The sequence below is a fragment of the Streptomyces sp. NPDC050759 genome (assembly GCF_044456945.1).
In the GTDB taxonomy this organism is placed as follows: Bacteria; Actinomycetota; Actinomycetes; order Streptomycetales; family Streptomycetaceae; genus Streptomyces.
Genome location: NZ_JBITGI010000003.1, coordinates 174,161 through 190,896 on the forward strand (window position 1 = coordinate 174,161; position 16,736 = coordinate 190,896).

Sequence of the window (16,736 nt, forward strand, 5' to 3'; positions counted from 1 at the left end):
CGGATCGACGCTTTGTGGGCCGATGTTAACGCCGACGGGTAAGTCCCGCGTCAGCAGGCCGTCTTGGCGAGTGGATCCAGGACGTGACCGCACGGGCATAGCGTGGGCGTCGGAGGACGGACGACGGTGAGGGGAGCGGTTGTCGATGCACGAGCACCCGACGGGCGGGATGGCGGCGGTCAACTCATCGGTGGCCCACCCCGCGCGTGTCTACAACGCCTGGCTGGGTGGGCGTGACCACTACCCCGCCGACCAGGAGGCCGCGGAGCTGGCGGCCGCGGCCAACCCCCAGATCGTCCCCGCGGTCCGCGCCAACCGGGCCTTCCTGGGGAGGGCCGTACGTGAACTCGCCGGGAAGGCGGGCATCCGCCAGTTCCTCGACATCGGCACCGGCATCCCGACCGCCGACAACACCCACGAGGTCGCTCAGCAGGTGCATCCGGGCGCCCGGGTCGTCTACGTCGACAACGACCCGATCGTCCTCGCCCACGCCCGCGCGCTGCTGGTCAGCACCCCCGAGGGCGCCACCGACTATCTCCGGGCCGACCTGCGCGACGTCGACCGCATCCTCACGGCCGCCCAGGAGACCCTCGACCTGTCGCAGCCCGTCGGCCTCATGCTGGTCGCGGTCCTCCAGTACGTCCCGGACGCCGACGACCCCCACGGCCTCACCCGGCGCCTCCTCGACGCCCTCGCCCCCGGCAGCCATCTCGTGCTCTCCCACCCGGCCGCCGACATCGGGGCCGAGGAGGTCGCCGCGTCCATGCGCGTCTACAACGAGCGCGCCGCCGAACACGCCGGCGCCACTCCCCGCACCCACGCCGACGTCACCCGTTTCTTCGACGGCACCGAACTCCTCGCCCCCGGCGTCGTCCAGTTGCCCGAGTGGCGACCGGAGGCCGACTCCGACCCCGGCGCGCTGCCCATGTGGTGCGGGGTGGGCCGCAAGCCGTCCTAGGGTGATCCCGTGCGTCTGCTGCTGATGTCCGACACCCACCTGCCCAAGCGCGCCAAGCAGCTCCCGGCCCCGCTGCTCGCCGAGCTCCCGCACGCCGACGTCGTCTTCCACGCCGGTGACTGGGTGGACACCGCCACCCTCGACCTGCTGGAGAGCCGCAGCGCACGGCTCGTCGCGGTCTACGGCAACAACGACGGACCCGAACTGCGCGCACGGCTGCCCGAGGTGGCGTACGCCGAACTCGGTGGCCTGCGCTTCGCCGTCGTCCACGAGACCGGCCCCGCCCAGGGCCGCGAGGCCCGCTGCGCCGCCCGCTACCCCGACACCGACGTGCTGGTCTTCGGCCACAGCCACATCCCCTGGGACACCACCGCCCCCGGCGGGCTGCGGCTGCTCAACCCCGGCTCGCCGACCGACCGCCGCCGCCAGCCCCACTGCACGTACATGACGGCGACCGTGGCCGACGGCCGCCTCACGGACGTCACGCTGCACCGCCTGCCGCCGCGGATCGTTTCGCCCTAGGGCTCACGGGCACCCGGGAGTGTCAGTGCCGCCTGATACGACGGAGACATGGCTGCTGCACCGGTAACACTGCTCCGACGCGCGGTGCGCCCCGGGAACTCCGGGTCGCCGCGCACCGTCCTCGTCGTGATGTGCGCCGGATACTTCCTGGTGCTGCTCGACGTCACCGTCGTCAATGTCGCCCTGCCGGCCATCGGCTCGGGGCTCGGCACCGACGTCGGCGGGCTGCAGTGGGTCGTCGACGGATACGCCCTCGCCCTCGCCTCCCTGATGCTGACCAGCGGCGCGGCCGGGGACCGGTACGGCCACAAACGGGTCGTGCTGACCGGCCTCGGCGTCTTCGGCGCCGGTTCCCTGGCCTGCGGTCTGGCCCAGAGCGTCGGGGTGCTCGTGGCCGCCCGGGTGGTCCAGGGCGTCGGCGCCGCCCTGCTGTTGCCGGGCACGCTCGCCATCATCGGCCGGGCCTTCCCCGACGACGCGGCCCGGGCCCGGGCGATCGGCGTGTGGGCGGGCATCGGGAGTCTCGCCCTGCCCGCCGGCCCCCTCGTGGGCGGTGCCCTCGTCGACGGACTCGGCTGGCGGGCCGTCTTCCTGATCAACGTGCCGGTCGTGGCGCTCGCCCTCCTGTGGTCCACGGCGGTCGTCCGCGAGAGCAGGGAGGACCGGGCCAGGCCGCCCGACCTGCCCGGGATGCTGTCCGGCGGGGTGCTGCTGCTCGCCACGACCTACGCCTTCATCGAGGGCGGGCGTTCCGGCGCCGGCTCACCCCAGGTCCTCACGGCGGCGGCCGTCGGCGTGGCCGCTCTGGCGGTGCTGGCCGCGGCGGAACTCCGGCGCGGCGACGACGCGATGCTGCCGCCCACGCTGCTGCGGCGTCCCGCCTTCGCCGCGGCCAACACGACCGCGGGGATCATGAACCTGTGCACCCTCGGCACGCTGTTCGTGCTGATGCTGTTCCTCCAGTCGGTGCAGCACCGCTCGGCCCTGCTCGCGGGCCTGACCGTCGTCCCCCTGTTCGCCCCGCTCGCGGTCATGGCGCCCGTCGGCGGGCGCATCACCAGCCGGTTCGGCCCGCGGCTGCCCGCTGCGGCGGGGCTGCTGGTCGCCGCGTCCGGGCTCGCGCTGCTGGCCCGCTCCGGGGCCCACTCGGGGTATGCGGATCTGCTGCCGGCGTTCCTGCTGTGGGGGATCGGCTGCGGACTGCTGACCCCGGCGGTCGTCGCGGCGGCCATCGCCACGGTCCCCGCCGAGCGCTCGGGCCTCGCCTCCGCGGTCAACAACACCGCACGGCAGACGGGCGGCGCGATCGGCATCGCGGTGGCGGGCGCCGTCGCGGGACAGCCCGGCGACCAGGCGCGTTTCCTGCGGGGCTTTCATGCCGTCGCGCTCGGCTCGGCCTGCCTCTACGCGGCCGCCGCGGCGCTGGTGCTGACGCTGCTGCCCGGAGCCCTGACAGGGACACACCGGCACGCAGAATGAGGTCCGGGCCGCTCCGTATGCAGGGGAGCGGCCCGGACGCTGCGAGTGTGCGTTCTCACGGACCTCCTTCCCGATCGGAGGTGGGGCGAGGGTTTCGGACGCCCTCTCCCGTTGCTGGTCGCCTACCCCTTCGAGCGCGACTCACACCTGTCGATTCCACCTTCGCCGTATCCGGGTGGCCACGATCACCACGACGGCGGCCGCCGCCAGCCCCGCCGCCGCCCGCTTGGCGACCGGTACGCCGATCGCGCGCAGCAGGTCGAGCGGCTCGTCGTCGGGTTCCTGGGCGGGTGGGACCGGCTGCGGAGCACTCTCAGCGGTCTTCTGTTCGCCCAGCCGCTCCGCCAGGCACCGGGCGAACTGGCCGACCAGCCGGTCGCCGACCTCCGCCATCACCCCCCGCCCGAACTGCGCCGGCCGCCCGGTCACCGCCAGATCCGTCCGCACCGACACAGCCGTACCGCCGTCCTGACCGGTGAGCGTGCCGGTCACCGTGGCCCGTGCGGTGCCCTGGCCACGGGTCTCCCGGCCGCTCGCGATCAGCACCATGCGGAGCGCGGACTCGTCCTGCTCCTCGAAGACGGCGGTCCCCCGGTACGTCACGGTGATCGGTCCGACCTTGACCTTCACCGAACCGGTCACGGTCTTGCCGTCGTAGTCCTCGACACTCGCCCCGGGCATGCAGGGCGCGACCCGCTCGATGTCGAGAAGCGCCCGCCAGGCCTCGTCGACCGGGACCGGCACGGTGAACTCGTGGTGCAGTTCCATGACTTCCTCCAGGCAGGCTTCACGAAGACGGATGGATCGCCCCGGCCGTCGCCGTCAGCGGGGCACCGCTGCCGCCCCAGCGCAGCGCGACGATCTCGGCGGCCACGGACACGGCGACCTCCTCCGGTGTACGGGCCCCGAGGTCGAGACCGACCGGCGAGCGCAGCCGGGACAACGCGGCCTCGGCCAGCCCCGATTCGGTCAGACGCTTCATCCGGTCGTCGTGGGTACGCCGGCTGCCCATCGCCCCGATGTACGCCGCGGGCCGGCGCAGCGCCTCCTCCAGCAGGGGCACGTCGAACTTCGGGTCGTGGGTCAGGACGCAGATCACGGTGCGTTCGTCGGTGTCGGTGCCGCCGAGGTAGCGGTGCGGCCAGTCCACGACGACCTCCACGCCCTCCGGGAAGCGCTTCGGCGTGGCGAAGACCGGGCGGGCGTCGCAGACCGTGACCCGGTAGCCGAGGAAGGCGCCGATCCGGGCGACCGCAGCGGCGTAGTCGATCGCGCCGAAGACCAGCATGCGGGGCGGCGGGGCGAAGGAGTGCAGGAAGACGGTGACCGCGTCCTCGCGCCGCTCGCCGTGCGGGCCGTAGTGCCTCAACCCTGTTGCACCGAGGGCAAGTTCGCCGCGCGCGTCGGCGGTGACCGCCACGTCGAGGCCGGTGGTGCCGAGGGTGCCCGTGACCCGGTCCGGCCACACGGCGAGCGTGGCTCCGCGGGGTGCGGGGCCGTCGGTCACCGTCGCCACGGTCACCGGGCGGGCCGCCGCGACCGACTCCGCGATCTCGCCGAACGCGGGATCGAGGGCGGCCGTCACGGGACGTACGAGAAGCGTGATCTCCCCGCCGCAGGTGAGCCCCACCGCGAACGCGTCCTCGTCGCTGTACCCGAAGGTCTCCAGACGGGCCTCGCCGCTCGCCACCACCTCCTGGGCCAGCTCGAACACGGCCCCCTCGACACAGCCGCCGGACACACTGCCGACGACCTCGTCGTCCGGGCCCACGGCCATGGCCGCGCCCGGATCGCGCGGCGCGCTGCGGCTCGTCGAGACCACCGTGGCCAGTCCGAACGGCAACCCGGCCGTGTACCAGCCGCTCAGCACCGGGAGGATGTCACGCATCGTCGGCTCCTTTCACCACCGCCGCCAGACGCTCCAGCGCGGCCAGGCTGTGCCCCTCGACGAACGCGTCCACGCTCGGCAGCGCGGCCGCCATCCCGGCGGCCAGGGGCGCGTAACCGGGGCGCGCCTTGCGCGGATTGGCCCAGATCACCCGGTGCGCCAGCCGGTGCAAGCGTCGCATCTGCGCCGCGAGCAGCTCCGGATCGCCACGCTCCCAGCCGTCCGACAGCACCACCACGACCGCCCCGCGTGCCGTGCCCCGCTGCCCCCAGCGGTTCAGGAACTCCCGCAGCAGCTCACCGAGCCGGGTACCCCCGCGCCAGTCCGGCACGGCGGCGGCCAAGGCGGCCATCGCCAGGTCCGGATCGCGGTGCGAGAGCTCGCGGGTGACGCGGGTCAGCCGGGTGGCGATCGTGAACACGTCGGTGCGGGTACCGCGGGCGCCATGGGCCGCGGCGTGGGCGAAGCGCAGCAGCGCGTCGGCGTACGGCGCCATCGAGCCGCTGACGTCCACGAGCAGCACGATGCGGCGGGGCCGCTCGGCCCGTGCGCGGTGCCGGAGGCGGGCCGGTTCCCCACCCTGCCGCAACAGCTCCCGCACGGTCCGGTGCGGATCCACGGCACCGCGTCCCGCCGGGCGGCGCCGGGCCGTACGGCGTGCCTGGCCGTGCAGCGCGAACGCGGCCAGCAGGCGACGCAGGGCCGCGCGTTCGGCGGCGTCCAGATCGGCGATGTCGCGGTGGCGCAGGACCTCGGCGGAGCCGGCGAGGGCGGGTGAGGGTGGGACCGTGGGTGCGCCGGGTGTCCGGGTGCGGGCCTCGGCCAGCGTGTCCCGTGCGGCGAGCCGCTGCCCGGGAGGGGTCGCCCGTCGGCCTACCTCGGCCGACTCGCCGCCGAAGCGAGCCGCGAACACCTGGTCGTAGAGCTCCAGGTCCTCGTGGCTCCCGCACAGGGTCAGCCGCCCCGCCCAGTACACCTGCGCCGGCCCCAGCTCGGCCACCGCCCGCAGAAAGGCGTGCACCCGCTCGGCGCTCGCGTCGACTCCCGCCGTGCGAAGGGCGCGGGCAAAGGCGAGGAAGACGGCATCGGCCATCCCGGACATGGTGATCACGCACCCTGCGGAGCCGCCGGAAGCAACCCGCGCGCCCGCTCCGCGTCCTCCCGGTACTTCAGCACCGACCCCAGCGTGGCCACCGCCAGCTCCGCGTCCACCTCGCGCGCCCCCAGCGCGTCGAGCGCCTCGGCCCAGTCGATCGTCTCGGCCACGCCCGGCGGTTTGAGCAGGTCCTCGGAGCGCAGTGACTGCACCAGCGCGGTCACCTGCTCGGCCAGCCGCTCCGACACACCGGGCAACCGCCGCCGCACGATGGCGAGTTCGCGGGCGAAGTCGGGATGGTCGAACCAGTGGTAGAGGCAGCGCCGCTTCAGGGCGTCGTGCACCTCGCGGGTCCGGTTGGAGGTGAGGACGACCACCGGCGGCACCTGCGCCCGCACCGTGCCCAGCTCCGGGATCGTCACCGAGAACTCGGACAGCAGTTCCAGCAGGAACGCCTCGAACTCGTCGTCGGCGCGGTCGATCTCGTCGATCAGCAGCACCGACGGACAGGTCTCCAGGGCCCGCAGCAACGGCCGGGCGATCAGGAACCGGCGGTCGTACAGCTCGCCCTCCAGCCGGTCGGCGTCCACGGCCCCGGCCGCCTCGGCGGCCCGCAGATGCAGCAGCTGACGGGGGAAGTCCCAGTCGTACAGGGCCTGCGAGGCGTCGATGCCCTCGTGGCACTGGAGCCGGATCAGCGGGGCGCCGAGCGCCTCGGCGAGGGCCGCCGCGAGCGCGGTCTTGCCGACGCCCGCGTCGCCCTCGCAGAACAGCGGCCGGTGCAGCCGAAGGGCCAGGAAGCAGGCGACGGCCAGCCCGTCGTCGACGAGATACCCCGTCTCCTCCAGGCGGGCCCGCACCTCTTCCGGGCCGTTCACGCTCCCGTTCACCCCATCCCGGCGGCGGCCAGCACCGCCCGCCTGGTCAGCACCCGCGCCAGATGCGCCCGGTACTCGGGTGACCCGTACAGGTCCCGGGAGGGCTGGGTCCCCTCCGCCGCCGACTCCGCGGCCCGCGCCACGTCCTGCCCGTCCGCGCTGCCGGTCAGCGCCTCCTCGGTCGCCGTGGCGCGCAGCGGAGTGGACCCCATGTTGGTCAGCCCGACCCTGGCCTCGGCGATGTGCCCGCCGTCCCGCCGCACCAGCGCGGCCACGCCGACGATCGCCCAGGACTGGGCCACCCGGTGGAACTTCTCGTAGTGGAAACCCCAGCCGTCGGCCTTCGGTATCCGGATCTCCACCAGGAGTTCGTCGGGCTCCAGCGCGGTCTGGAGGTAGTCGACGAAGAACTCCCGTGCGGGGATCGCGCGCCTGCCGCCCGGCCCGGTGGCGATCAGCTCCGCGTCCAGGGCGAGCACCACGGCGGGCAGGTCACCGGCCGGGTCGGCGTGCGCGAGCGAGCCGCCGACGGTGCCCCGGTGCCGTACGGCGGGATCGCCGACCCCGGCCGTGGCGGCGGCCAGGAGACCCGCGTACCGGCGGACCAGCGGGTCGCGGATCACGTCGTGGTGGGTGGTCATCGCGCCGACGACGAGGGTCTCGCCCTCCTCGCGCACCCCGGTCAGCCCGGGGACGCGCCCGACGTCCACCACCAGTTCGGGAAAGGCCAGGCGAAGCCTCAGCAGCGGCAGCAGACTCTGCCCGCCGGCCAGCACCTTGGCGTCCTCACCGCCCTCGGAGAGCGCGCGCACCGCCTCCGCGACGCTGCTCGGACGGGTGTAGTCGAAGCTGGGAGGAATCATGCCGAGGCCTCCTTCAGTGCCTGCCAGACCCGTTCGGGCGTACAGGGCATCCGCAGGTCGCGCACGCCGAGCGGCCGCAGCGCGTCCACGACCGCTCCCACCACGGCCGGTGTGGAGGCGATGGTGCCCGCCTCGCCGACTCCCTTGACGCCCAGCGGATTCGTCGTCGCGGGCGTCTCCGTCCGGTCCGTCACGAACTCGGGCAGGTCCGGCGCCGAGGGCACCAGATAGTCGGCCATCGTGCCGGAGACCAGGTTGCCCTCGTCGTCGTAGACCGCCTCCTCGTACAGGGCCTGCGCGATGCCCTGCGCGAGCCCGCCGTGCACCTGGCCCTCGACGATCATCGGGTTGATCACCCGGCCGACGTCGTCGACGCCGACGTACGACCTGATCCGCGTCTGCCCGGTCTCGGTGTCGACCTCCACCGCGCACAGGTGCGTGCCGTGCGGATAGGAGAAGGTGTCCGGGTCGGTCAGGTGCCCGGCGTTGATGGTGGGCTCCACGCCGTCGGGCAGGTCGTGCGAGGTGAACGTCTCGAAGGCGATCTCCTGGATGGTCCTGCGGGCGTCCGGCGAGCCCTTCACGGAGAAGACGCCCTCGGTGAACTCCAGGTCCTGCTCGCTCGCTTCGAGCAGGTGCGCGGCGACCTTCCGGGCCTTGTCCACCACCTTGGTCGCGGCGTGATGCACGGCCGTGCCGCCGACCACCAGCGACCGCGAGCCGTAGGTGTCCATGCCCTGCGGAGCCGCCTTGGTGTCCCCGTGCACCACCTGGACGTCGTCGAACGGCACCCCGAGCACATCGGCGGCGATCTGGCTCCAACTGGTCACATGCCCCTGTCCGTGCGGGCTGGTCCCCGTGACGACCTCGACCTTGCCGGTCGGCAGCATGCGCACGCTCGCCGCCTCCCAGCCGCCGGCCGCGTACCGCAGATCCCTCAGCACCCGGCTCGGCGCGAGCCCGCACATCTCGGTGTACGTCGACACCCCGATCCCGAGACGCACGGTGTCGCCCCGCTGATTGCGGTCCGCCTGCTCGGCGCGCAGCTTGTCGTAGTCGAACAGCGCGAGCGCCTTGTCGGTCGCGGCCTCGTAGTTGCCGCTGTCGTACGTGAGGCCCGCGATCGTCGTGTAGGGGAACTCCTCGTGCCGGATCCAGTTCCGGCGCCGCAACTCCACCGGATCCAGGCCGAGTTCGTCCGCCAGGTCGTCCATGATCCGTTCGATGGCGTACGTCGCCTCCGGCCGCCCGGCGCCGCGGTAGGCGTCCGTCGGCGTCCTGGTCGTGAAGACGCCGGTGACGTTGAGTTCGTAGGAGCCCATCTTGTAGATGCCCGGGTACATGAACGCGCCCAGGATCGGGATGCCCGGGGTGACCAGCATCAGATAGGCGCCCATGTCGACCAGCAGGTCCGCCTTGAGGCCGAGCAGGGTGCCGTCGCGGTCGGCGGCGATCTCGACGTCCTGGATCATGCCGCGGCCGTGATGGGTGGCGAGGTATCCCTCCGAGCGGGACTCGGTCCACTTCACGGGCCGTCCGAGGCGGCGCGCGATCGCGAGGGTGAGGGCCTCCTCGCCGTAGACCTGGAGTTTGGAGCCGAAGCCGCCGCCCACGTCCGGGGCGACCACCCGCAGCTTGTGCTCGGGGACGCCGGTGACCACGGCGAGCATGACCCGGAGGATGTGAGGGATCTGGGTGGAGGAGTAGACGGTGTACTCGTCGGCTGCGGCGATCGGGGTGACGACGACCGCGCGCGGTTCCATGGCGTTGGGGATCAGCCGCTGCTGGATGTAGCGGCGCTTGAGGGTCACCTCGGCGCGCTGCCGTACGGCGGCGAAGTCCTCGCCGGTGCGCAGCGGCCAGTCGTAGCAGCGGTTGGTGCCCTTGTCGGAGTGGACGAGGGGAGCTTCCGGCAACAGCGCGGCCTCGAGGTCGAGGACCGGGGGCAGCGGCGTGTAGTCGACGTCGATCGCTTCCAGTGCGTCGGCGGCCGTGTACCGGTCGCGGGCCACCACCACTGCCACCGGGTCCCCGGCGTAGCGCACCTCGGTGGTCGCGATCGGCGGGTGGTCGGGCAGCACGATGTCCTCGGTCACGGGCCAGGCGCACGGGAGGGAACCCATGCCCTGCGCGAGATCGGCGCCGCTGAACGCGGCGACCACGCCCGGGCGTTCGAGCGCGGGGGAGACGTCGACCCGGTCGATCCGGGCGTGCGCCATGGGGCTGCGCAGGATCGCCAGGTGCAGCATCCCCGTGGCGTCGATGTTGTCGGTCCAACGGGTCTGTCCGGTGAGCAGCCGGGCGTCCTCCTTGCGGAGCCGGGCCGTACCGACCTCGGTCATGTCGTCACCCCCTGCTCGGCGGGTTCGGCGGCGGCCAGCACGGCCCGCACGATGTTCTGGTAGCCCGTGCAGCGGCAGAGGTTGCCCTCCAGGGCGTGACGCACTTCGTCCGAGGTCGGGTGCGGGTTCTCGCGCAGCAGGTCGCGCGCCGCCATGAGCATGCCGGGGGTGCAGTAGCCGCACTGGAGCGCGTGCCGCTCGTGGAAGGCACGCTGGAGGCCGGTCCACTCCCCGTTCCGGGCCAGTCCCTCCACCGTGGTCACTTCGCTCCCGTCCGCCTGGACGGCGAGCACCGAGCAGCTCTTGACGCTCGCACCGTCGAGGTCGACGGTGCAGGCCCCGCAGTTGGAGGTGTCGCAGCCGATCGGGGTGCCGGTCAGGCCCAGCCGGTCACGCAGGTAGTGGATCAGCAGAAGACGAGGCTCCACCTCGTCCTGATACACCGTGCCGTCCACCTTCACCGAGATACGGGTCATGTGCCCTCCCAGGACCACGGACGTGATGTGCGTCACTCTAGGACCGCTCCGGGGAGGGGGCGAGGGTCGGGACGGGACTGGTTGAGCGTTAATCCGTTGCCGCCGAGGGCTCACGCCTGCTGCACTTCTCGTGTCTTTGCCGTCGCACGATCCAGGAGCCGTCATGCGCACTGCGTCCATGTCCACCCCGGAAGGAATCTCCCTCTCCCCAAAGGACATGACGCTTCGTGCACGTGCTCAATCTCGGGATCCTCGCCCATGTCGACGCCGGTAAGACCAGCCTGACCGAGCGGCTCCTCCACTCGGTCGGAGTCATCGACGAGATCGGCAGCGTCGACGCCGGCAGCACCCAGACCGACACCCTCGCCCTCGAGCGCCGGCGCGGCATCACCATCAAGTCCGCCGTCGTCTCCTTCGCGGTCGACGACGTGACCGTCAACCTCATCGACACCCCCGGCCACCCCGACTTCATCGCCGAGGTGGAGCGGGTCCTCGGCGTGCTCGACGGCGCCGTGCTCGTCGTCTCGGCCGTCGAGGGCGTCCAGGCGCAGACCCGCGTCCTGATGCGGACCCTTCAGCGGCTGCGCATCCCGACCCTCGTCTTCGTCAACAAGATCGACCGGAGGGGTGCCCGCTACGACGGTGTCCTGCGGGCCGTCTCCGAGCGGCTCACCCCGGCGGTCGTGCCGATGGGAACAGTGAGCGGACTCGGCGCTCGGGAGGCCCGCTTCATCCCTGAGATCGGTGCCTACGACGTTCTCGCCGACCATGACGACGACCTGCTGTCGGCCTGTGTCGAGGGGCGGGTCGGCGCGGATCTCCTGCACCGGGCACTGGTCGCGCAGACCCGGCAGGCCCTGGTGCACCCGGTGTACTTCGGGTCGGCGGTCACCGGCGCGGGAGTGCCCGAACTGATCACCGGCATCAAGGAGTTGCTGCCCGCCGCCGACGGCGACCCGGCGGGGCCCGTCTCCGGCACGGTGTTCAAGGTCGACCGGGGCCCGGCGGGGGAGAAGGTCGCGTACGCGCGCCTGTTCTCCGGCACGCTCGGCATCCGCGACCGGGTGCCGTTCGGCGAGACGCGCACCGAGGGCCGTATCACCGCGATCAGTGTTTTCGACGGCGGCACCGAGGCCCGTAGGGAGGCGGTCCCGGCGAACCGGATCGCCAAGCTCTGGGGCCTGGCCGACATCCGCATCGGCGACGCCCTCGGCGAACCCCGCAAGGCCCACGGCCACTTCTTCGCCCCGCCCTCCCTCGAGACGGTCGTCGTCCCGGGCCCGGACACGGACGCCCGGTCCCTCCACCTCGCCCTCACCCAGCTCGCCGAGCAGGACCCGCTGATCGGCCTGCGCCACGACGAGGTCCGCCAGGAGACCTCCGTCTCCCTCTACGGCGAGGTCCAGAAGGAGGTCGTCCAGGCCACGCTCGCCGAGGAGTTCGGGCTTCGGGTCACCTTCCGGGAGACGACTCCGCTGTGCGTCGAGCGGCTGGTGGGTACCGGCTCGGCGGTCGCGTTCAACAAGCAGGACGGCAATCCGTTCCTCGCGACCGTCGGCCTGCGAGTCGAGCCGGCGCCGGTCGGCTCCGGGGTGGAGTTCCGGCGGGAAGTGGAGCTGGGCGCGATGCCGTACGCCTTCTTCAAGGCTGTCGAGGACACCGTGCGGGAGACCCTCGGTCGGGGGCTGTACGGCTGGCAGATCCCCGACTGCACGGTCACCATGACCCATTCCGGTTACTCGCCCCGGCAGAGCCACGCCCACCAGGGCTTCAACAAGAGCATGTCCAGCACCGGCGCCGATTTCCGGGGCCTGACCCCGCTGGTCCTCACCGAGGCGCTGCGGCGGGCGGGCACCCAGGTGTACGAGCCGATGCACCGGTTCCGCATCGAGGCTCCGGCGGACACCCTCCGGGCGCTGCTGCCGGTGCTGGCCGCGCTCCGGGCCGTACCGGAGGACACCGGGATCCATGGGGAGGCCTGCCGGGTGGAGGGAGTGGTTCCGGCGGCCCGGCTGCATGAACTGGAGCAGCGACTTCCGGGGTTGACCCGCGGCGAGGGCGAGATGGAGAGCGCCTTCGGGCACTACGCGGCGGTCACCCGTGACCCGGTCCCTTATCGGACGACCCCTACCCGGAAAAGCTGAAACTTACTCATCAGTCATAAGTGTTGACGGTGTGCCGGATGAGTCGGACTGTTATGGACATGCCGAATATACGCGCGCGTCTGCTCGTTGTTCTGGTTGTCCTCTGCGGATTCCTGACGGTCGCGGGTACCCCGTCCGCCTCCGCCGCCCCCATCGCCGACTCCCTGTCCTTCGACGACACCCGCCTGACCGTCCAGAACGGACGGTTCGTCGACGGCAACGGCCGCGAGGTCGTGCTGCGCGGCTACAACGTCTCCGGCGAGACCAAGCTCGCCGAGAACAAGGGCCTGCCCTTCGCCTCGGTCGCCGACGCCAAGAAGTCGGCGACCGCGCTGAGAGCCCTCGGCGGCGGCAACTCCGTGCGCTTCCTGCTGTCCTGGGCCTACGCGGAACCGGTGAAGGGCCAGGTCGACACCACGTACCTGGCGAACGCCACCGCGCAGATGCGCGCGTTCCTCGACGCGGGCATCCGGGTCTACCCCGACTTCCACCAGGACCTGTACTCCCGTTGGCTGTTCAACTCGGGCAGCTGGTACACCGGCGACGGCGCCCCCGCGTGGGCCGTGGCGCTCGGCAACTACCCCGCCGAGTCCTGCGGCATCTGCTTGCTGTGGGGCCAGAACATCACCCAGAACGGCGCGGTCAAGGCCGCCCAGTACGACTTCTGGCACAACAAGTACGGTCTCCAGGACTCCTTCCTGGCCACCGCCCAGAAGACCATGGCGTACCTCAAGGCGAACCTCGCCCCCGAGGAGTTCGCCGGCGTGGTCGGCTTCGACCCCTACAACGAGCCCTATGCCGGCACCTACGACTCCGGCCAGAACAGCCGCACCTGGGAACGCGACCTGCTCTGGCCCTTCTACGTGAAGTTCCGGGCCCGGATGGACGCGGCCGGCTGGACGGACAAGCCCGCCATGGTCGAGCCGAACCTCTTCTGGAACGGCAACGTCAGCAAGGAGGAGGGCGGCCTTCTCGACGCGGGCACGCTCGGCTCCCGGTACGTCTTCAACACCCACTTCTACGACCAGAAGGCCATCTCCGGCATCCTGATGTGGGGCAACGCCTCCGACGGCCAGTATGTCGCCGACTTCGGCACGGTACGCGACCGCGCGGCGGCCGCCGGGACGACGGCCGTGGTCAGCGAGTTCGGGCATCCGCTGAACGGCTCGACCGCCGGCAAGGCGCCGACTGTCCTCAAGGCCATGTACCAGGCCCTGGACTCCCGGGTGAAGGGCGCCAACTGGTGGTCCGCGCCCGCCGGTTCGGGGCCGGTCCTCTCCGGCACGCAGTGGCAGTGGGACCTCTACAACGGCCGCCACCACGAGTTGATGAACGACAACCCCGACAAGGTCCTCACCTCCGGCGACGCCTGGAACGACGAGGACCTGTCGGCCGTGAAGCTCGACGACTCGGGCACGCCGGTGCTCCGCCAGGACGCCCGGCTCCTCGACCGGATCTACCCGAGCGCCACCTCGGGGACGACCCTCGCCTTCACCTACGAGGACCGCTCACGCGACGGCTCCACGACCCTGACCTGGAACCCGGTGCCGAGCAGCCCGCCGAACGTGTCGTCCCTGGTCGGGTCCGGCCAGTACGCGGTGCTGGTGTGGCGCTCGGGCAGCGGCTCGGCGCCCACCGAACTCCACCTGCCCGCGTCCTTCCCCAACTCGACGACCACGGTGGTCTCCGACCTGGGCACGGTCCACGGCCCGCCCGCGTACAGCTCGTCGACGCCGGTCGGGGCGGCCCTCGAACCCGGCGGCACGGGGAGCCGACGGCTGCTGCTCACCGACGCGGACTCCGGTGTCCTGCACTACGCGCTGGTGACCAACGGGGCGAGCTCCCCGTCGGCGTCCGTGCTGAGCGCGGCCCGGTCCGAGCTGGCCAACTGGGCGAGCCAGAAGATCGGTTGACCGTCCCGGGTGTCGGGGCCGAAGCGGGCCCCGACACCCGGGCAGGTGCGTGAGCCCTTACGAGGAGGGACTCGTCCAGTCGGCGGCCACGTGCCCGAGGCGCACCCGCTGCGGATGGTCACCCACCGGCACCGACACCGTCTTCTGCCCGGTCGCGAAGTCGATCGCGGTGACCTGGTCGGCACCGCTCTCCGAGACGACACAGCTCTTGCCGTCACCGCTGACGGTGGCCCAGTAGGGCTTCGAGGCGGGGACGAGCGGGCCCTCCTGGAGGGTGGTGCGGTTGACGACGGTCGCGTAGTCGTCCATCGTGCCCGCCACGCACAGCTTGCTGCCGTCCGGGCTCATCGAGATGCCGTGGTGGCGCGAGTCGTTGACCATGGTGGTGCGGTCGTCGCTGGTCGCGGGGTTCTTCGGCAGGGTCTTCGTCCGGGTGATCTTGTCGGTGGCGACGTCGTACTCGAAGAAGCCGTTGAAGAACGACACCTGGAAGTACAGCTTGGACTCGTCGGGCGAGAACACGGCGGGCCGGACGGCGTCGGAGTAGTCCGTGAGGCCGATCGCGTTCAGCTTGTCCCGCATGTCGATCGTCTTGACCTGCTTGTAGGTGGTCGCGTCCACCACCGTGATGTGCCGGTCGCCCTTCGTCCAGTCCAGCCAGGGCGCGTCGGAGTCGGTGTTCACGTCACCGATCGCCATGTTCCAGATGTACTTGCCGTCCTTGGTGAAGATGTTCTCGTGCGGCTTGTCGCCGGTGGCGAACGAGCCGAGTTGCTTGCCCGTGTCGATGTTCAGCACGTGCACGGTGTTCGCGGTGGAGGCGGACACCGCGACCCGGGTGCCGTCGGGGGAGACCGCCATGTGGTCCGCGCGGTAACCCGACACCGGGAAGCGCCAGTTGACCTTCCCGGTGGCCAGATCGATCGACACCACGTCCGCGAAGCTCGGCCGCGAGACGACCACCGACTTGCCGTCCGGTGTGGAGTACATGTCGTCGGCGAACTGGTCGTGGCCTTCGCCGACGCTGTTGCGGATCGCCATGAAGTAGATCCACTTGATCGGATCGGCGTTGATCGCCGCCATCCGGGCGTCCTTGTCGGGGATGACGTTGATCCGGCCGACCTTCGCCAGATCGCCGGAGGACTTGATGACGTCGGCCGTGCCGTCCCAGTTGTTGGCCACGAACAGCACCTCGCGCAGGGCGGCGGCGTCCGCGGCGGAGGCGGTGGTCGCGGGGGCGGTGACGGTCAGGACGACTGCTGCGGCCATGGCCCACAGGTGTCGGGTTCTCGGAACAGGCATGACGGGTCTCCCTCGGGCGGCTCGTGACGGGGGCATGCCAAGGTGGCAAAACTGAAGATGCGTGCTTTCAGATTGAACTTACTGCAAAGTAAGGAAGGGGGGCCCTTCTCCACAAGACTGCGTACACGACAAACTTGGCGCTCATACGGAAGGCCGGACGCTCCGGCCCGGGTGGGAGGTGCGGTGACGGGCAGGCTCAGGGCCCCGACCGGTCGCTACGGCGGCAAGACGGCCGCCGAGCGGCAGGCCGAGCGGCGCCGCCGTTTCCTGGACGCGGCACTCCAGCTCTTCGGGGACACCCCCGGCTACCGCGCCACGACCGTCGCGGCCCTCAGCGAGGCCGCCGGCCTTTCCACCCGCCAGTTCTACGAAGAGTTCCGCACCCTCGAGGACGTCCTGGCCGAGCTGCACCTCGAGGTCAACGACTGGGCGACGGCCGCCGTGCTGGCCGCGGTGGCCGACGCGGACCATCTGCCGCTCGCGGAGCGCGCGGCCGCGATCTTCCGCGCCTACGCGGCGAACGTCACCTCCGACCCGCGGCGCGTGCGGATCACGTTCGTGGAGATCATCGGCGTAAGCGCGCGGTTGGAGGAGCAGCGGCTGGCCCGTCGGGCGCTCTGGGTCGATCTGGTGTGCGCCGAGGCGAACCGGGCCGTGGCCAGGGGAGAGGCGGCGCTGCGGGACTATCGGCTCGCGGCGACCGGGTTCATCGGCAGTGTGAACGGGCTGCTGCACGACTGGAGTGCGGGGTGGGTTGACGCGACCCTGGACGAGGTCGTGGAGGAGTTGGTGCGGCAGCTGCTGGGGATTCTGCAGCCGCCTGGGTGGGAGTCCGCTCGGGGGTGAGAACGGGGGCGCATGTCGCCAATACCCGG

The 16,736-nt window shown here is 71.7% G+C and carries 14 protein-coding genes; 6 read left to right on the forward strand and 8 right to left on the reverse strand.

The window, feature by feature from the left end; translation table 11 throughout:
- The first annotated feature begins 145 nt into the window (after positions 1-145).
- The 3 genes from ACIBJB_RS10730 to ACIBJB_RS10740 are packed head-to-tail and all read left to right on the forward strand — an operon-like array spanning position 146 to position 2,959.
- Positions 146-958: an SAM-dependent methyltransferase gene (locus ACIBJB_RS10730; RefSeq protein ID WP_398928813.1), complete on the forward strand. Its 813-nt coding sequence runs from the start codon at positions 146-148 to the stop codon at positions 956-958.
- Between the two features lie 9 nt (positions 959-967).
- Positions 968-1,480, forward strand: coding sequence for a metallophosphoesterase family protein (locus ACIBJB_RS10735; RefSeq protein WP_398928815.1), 513 nt, complete (start codon positions 968-970; stop codon positions 1,478-1,480).
- A gap of 48 nt (positions 1,481-1,528) precedes the next feature.
- Complete coding sequence (locus ACIBJB_RS10740; protein WP_398928819.1) at positions 1,529-2,959, forward strand: MFS transporter; 1,431 nt, start codon at positions 1,529-1,531, stop codon at positions 2,957-2,959.
- Positions 2,960-3,100: 141 nt separating this feature from the next.
- Here the strand turns inward: ACIBJB_RS10740 and ACIBJB_RS10745 are convergent, their stop codons facing one another.
- The 7 genes from ACIBJB_RS10745 to ACIBJB_RS10775 are packed head-to-tail and all read right to left on the reverse strand — an operon-like array spanning position 3,101 to position 10,502.
- Positions 3,101-3,727 carry an SRPBCC family protein gene (locus ACIBJB_RS10745; protein WP_398928822.1) on the reverse strand — a complete coding sequence of 209 codons (627 nt, stop codon included), beginning with the start codon at positions 3,725-3,727 and terminating at the stop codon, positions 3,101-3,103.
- Between the two features lie 19 nt (positions 3,728-3,746).
- Positions 3,747-4,847: an XdhC family protein gene (locus tag ACIBJB_RS10750; protein WP_398928825.1), complete on the reverse strand. Its 1,101-nt coding sequence runs from the start codon at positions 4,845-4,847 to the stop codon at positions 3,747-3,749.
- Positions 4,840-5,949 carry a VWA domain-containing protein gene (locus ACIBJB_RS10755; protein ID WP_398928827.1) on the reverse strand — a complete coding sequence of 370 codons (1,110 nt, stop codon included), beginning with the start codon at positions 5,947-5,949 and terminating at the stop codon, positions 4,840-4,842. The genes ACIBJB_RS10750 and ACIBJB_RS10755 overlap by 8 nt, the downstream gene beginning before the upstream one ends.
- Before the next feature lie 5 nt (positions 5,950-5,954).
- On the reverse strand, positions 5,955-6,821 hold the full coding sequence (locus ACIBJB_RS10760; protein ID WP_398928830.1) for an AAA family ATPase: 867 nt from the start codon (positions 6,819-6,821) through the stop codon (positions 5,955-5,957).
- Positions 6,822-6,829: 8 nt separating this feature from the next.
- Positions 6,830-7,684 carry an FAD binding domain-containing protein gene (locus ACIBJB_RS10765; protein ID WP_398928832.1) on the reverse strand — a complete coding sequence of 285 codons (855 nt, stop codon included), beginning with the start codon at positions 7,682-7,684 and terminating at the stop codon, positions 6,830-6,832.
- Complete coding sequence (locus tag ACIBJB_RS10770) at positions 7,681-10,026, reverse strand: xanthine dehydrogenase family protein molybdopterin-binding subunit (RefSeq protein ID WP_398928834.1); 2,346 nt, start codon at positions 10,024-10,026, stop codon at positions 7,681-7,683. Before ACIBJB_RS10770 ends, ACIBJB_RS10765 begins: the two co-directional genes overlap by 4 nt.
- Positions 10,023-10,502, reverse strand: a complete 480-nt coding sequence (locus tag ACIBJB_RS10775; RefSeq protein WP_266555849.1) for a (2Fe-2S)-binding protein — start codon at positions 10,500-10,502, stop codon at positions 10,023-10,025. Before ACIBJB_RS10775 ends, ACIBJB_RS10770 begins: the two co-directional genes overlap by 4 nt.
- A gap of 227 nt (positions 10,503-10,729) precedes the next feature.
- Between ACIBJB_RS10775 and ACIBJB_RS10780 the strand changes: the two genes are divergently transcribed.
- Positions 10,730-12,646: a GTP-binding protein gene (locus tag ACIBJB_RS10780; RefSeq protein ID WP_398928836.1), complete on the forward strand. Its 1,917-nt coding sequence runs from the start codon at positions 10,730-10,732 to the stop codon at positions 12,644-12,646.
- Between the two features lie 53 nt (positions 12,647-12,699).
- The gene (locus ACIBJB_RS10785) at positions 12,700-14,559 is read left to right on the forward strand and encodes a cellulase family glycosylhydrolase (protein ID WP_398929820.1); all 1,860 of its coding nucleotides are present in this window, start codon (positions 12,700-12,702) and stop codon (positions 14,557-14,559) included.
- 57 nt (positions 14,560-14,616) lie between these two features.
- On the opposite strand, the gene ACIBJB_RS10790 is transcribed toward ACIBJB_RS10785, so the two are convergent.
- Positions 14,617-15,861 (reverse strand): YncE family protein, encoded by a 1,245-nt coding sequence (locus ACIBJB_RS10790; RefSeq protein ID WP_398928839.1) that lies wholly within the window; start codon positions 15,859-15,861, stop codon positions 14,617-14,619.
- A 183-nt stretch (positions 15,862-16,044) separates the two neighbouring features.
- Between ACIBJB_RS10790 and ACIBJB_RS10795 the strand changes: the two genes are divergently transcribed.
- A complete protein-coding gene (locus tag ACIBJB_RS10795) occupies positions 16,045-16,707 on the forward strand; it encodes a TetR/AcrR family transcriptional regulator (protein WP_398928841.1) in 663 nt (220 codons plus the stop codon).
- The last annotated feature ends 29 nt before the right edge of the window (positions 16,708-16,736 follow it).

What these genes read in the sequence shown, in the direction of transcription:
- ACIBJB_RS10730 (WP_398928813.1), top strand. Translation starts at nt 146, where the DNA reads ATGCACGAGCACCCGACGGGCGGGATGGCGGCGGTCAACTCATCGGTG.
- ACIBJB_RS10740 (WP_398928819.1), top strand. Translation starts at nt 1,529, where the DNA reads ATGGCTGCTGCACCGGTAACACTGCTCCGACGCGCGGTGCGCCCCGGG.
- ACIBJB_RS10745 (WP_398928822.1), bottom strand. Translation starts at nt 3,727, where the DNA reads ATGGAACTGCACCACGAGTTCACCGTGCCGGTCCCGGTCGACGAGGCC.
- ACIBJB_RS10750 (WP_398928825.1), bottom strand. Translation starts at nt 4,847, where the DNA reads ATGCGTGACATCCTCCCGGTGCTGAGCGGCTGGTACACGGCCGGGTTG.
- ACIBJB_RS10755 (WP_398928827.1), bottom strand. Translation starts at nt 5,949, where the DNA reads ATGTCCGGGATGGCCGATGCCGTCTTCCTCGCCTTTGCCCGCGCCCTT.
- ACIBJB_RS10765 (WP_398928832.1), bottom strand. Translation starts at nt 7,684, where the DNA reads ATGATTCCTCCCAGCTTCGACTACACCCGTCCGAGCAGCGTCGCGGAG.
- ACIBJB_RS10770 (WP_398928834.1), bottom strand. Translation starts at nt 10,026, where the DNA reads ATGACCGAGGTCGGTACGGCCCGGCTCCGCAAGGAGGACGCCCGGCTG.
- ACIBJB_RS10775 (WP_266555849.1), bottom strand. Translation starts at nt 10,502, where the DNA reads ATGACCCGTATCTCGGTGAAGGTGGACGGCACGGTGTATCAGGACGAG.
- ACIBJB_RS10785 (WP_398929820.1), top strand. Translation starts at nt 12,700, where the DNA reads ATGGACATGCCGAATATACGCGCGCGTCTGCTCGTTGTTCTGGTTGTC.
- ACIBJB_RS10790 (WP_398928839.1), bottom strand. Translation starts at nt 15,861, where the DNA reads ATGCCTGTTCCGAGAACCCGACACCTGTGGGCCATGGCCGCAGCAGTC.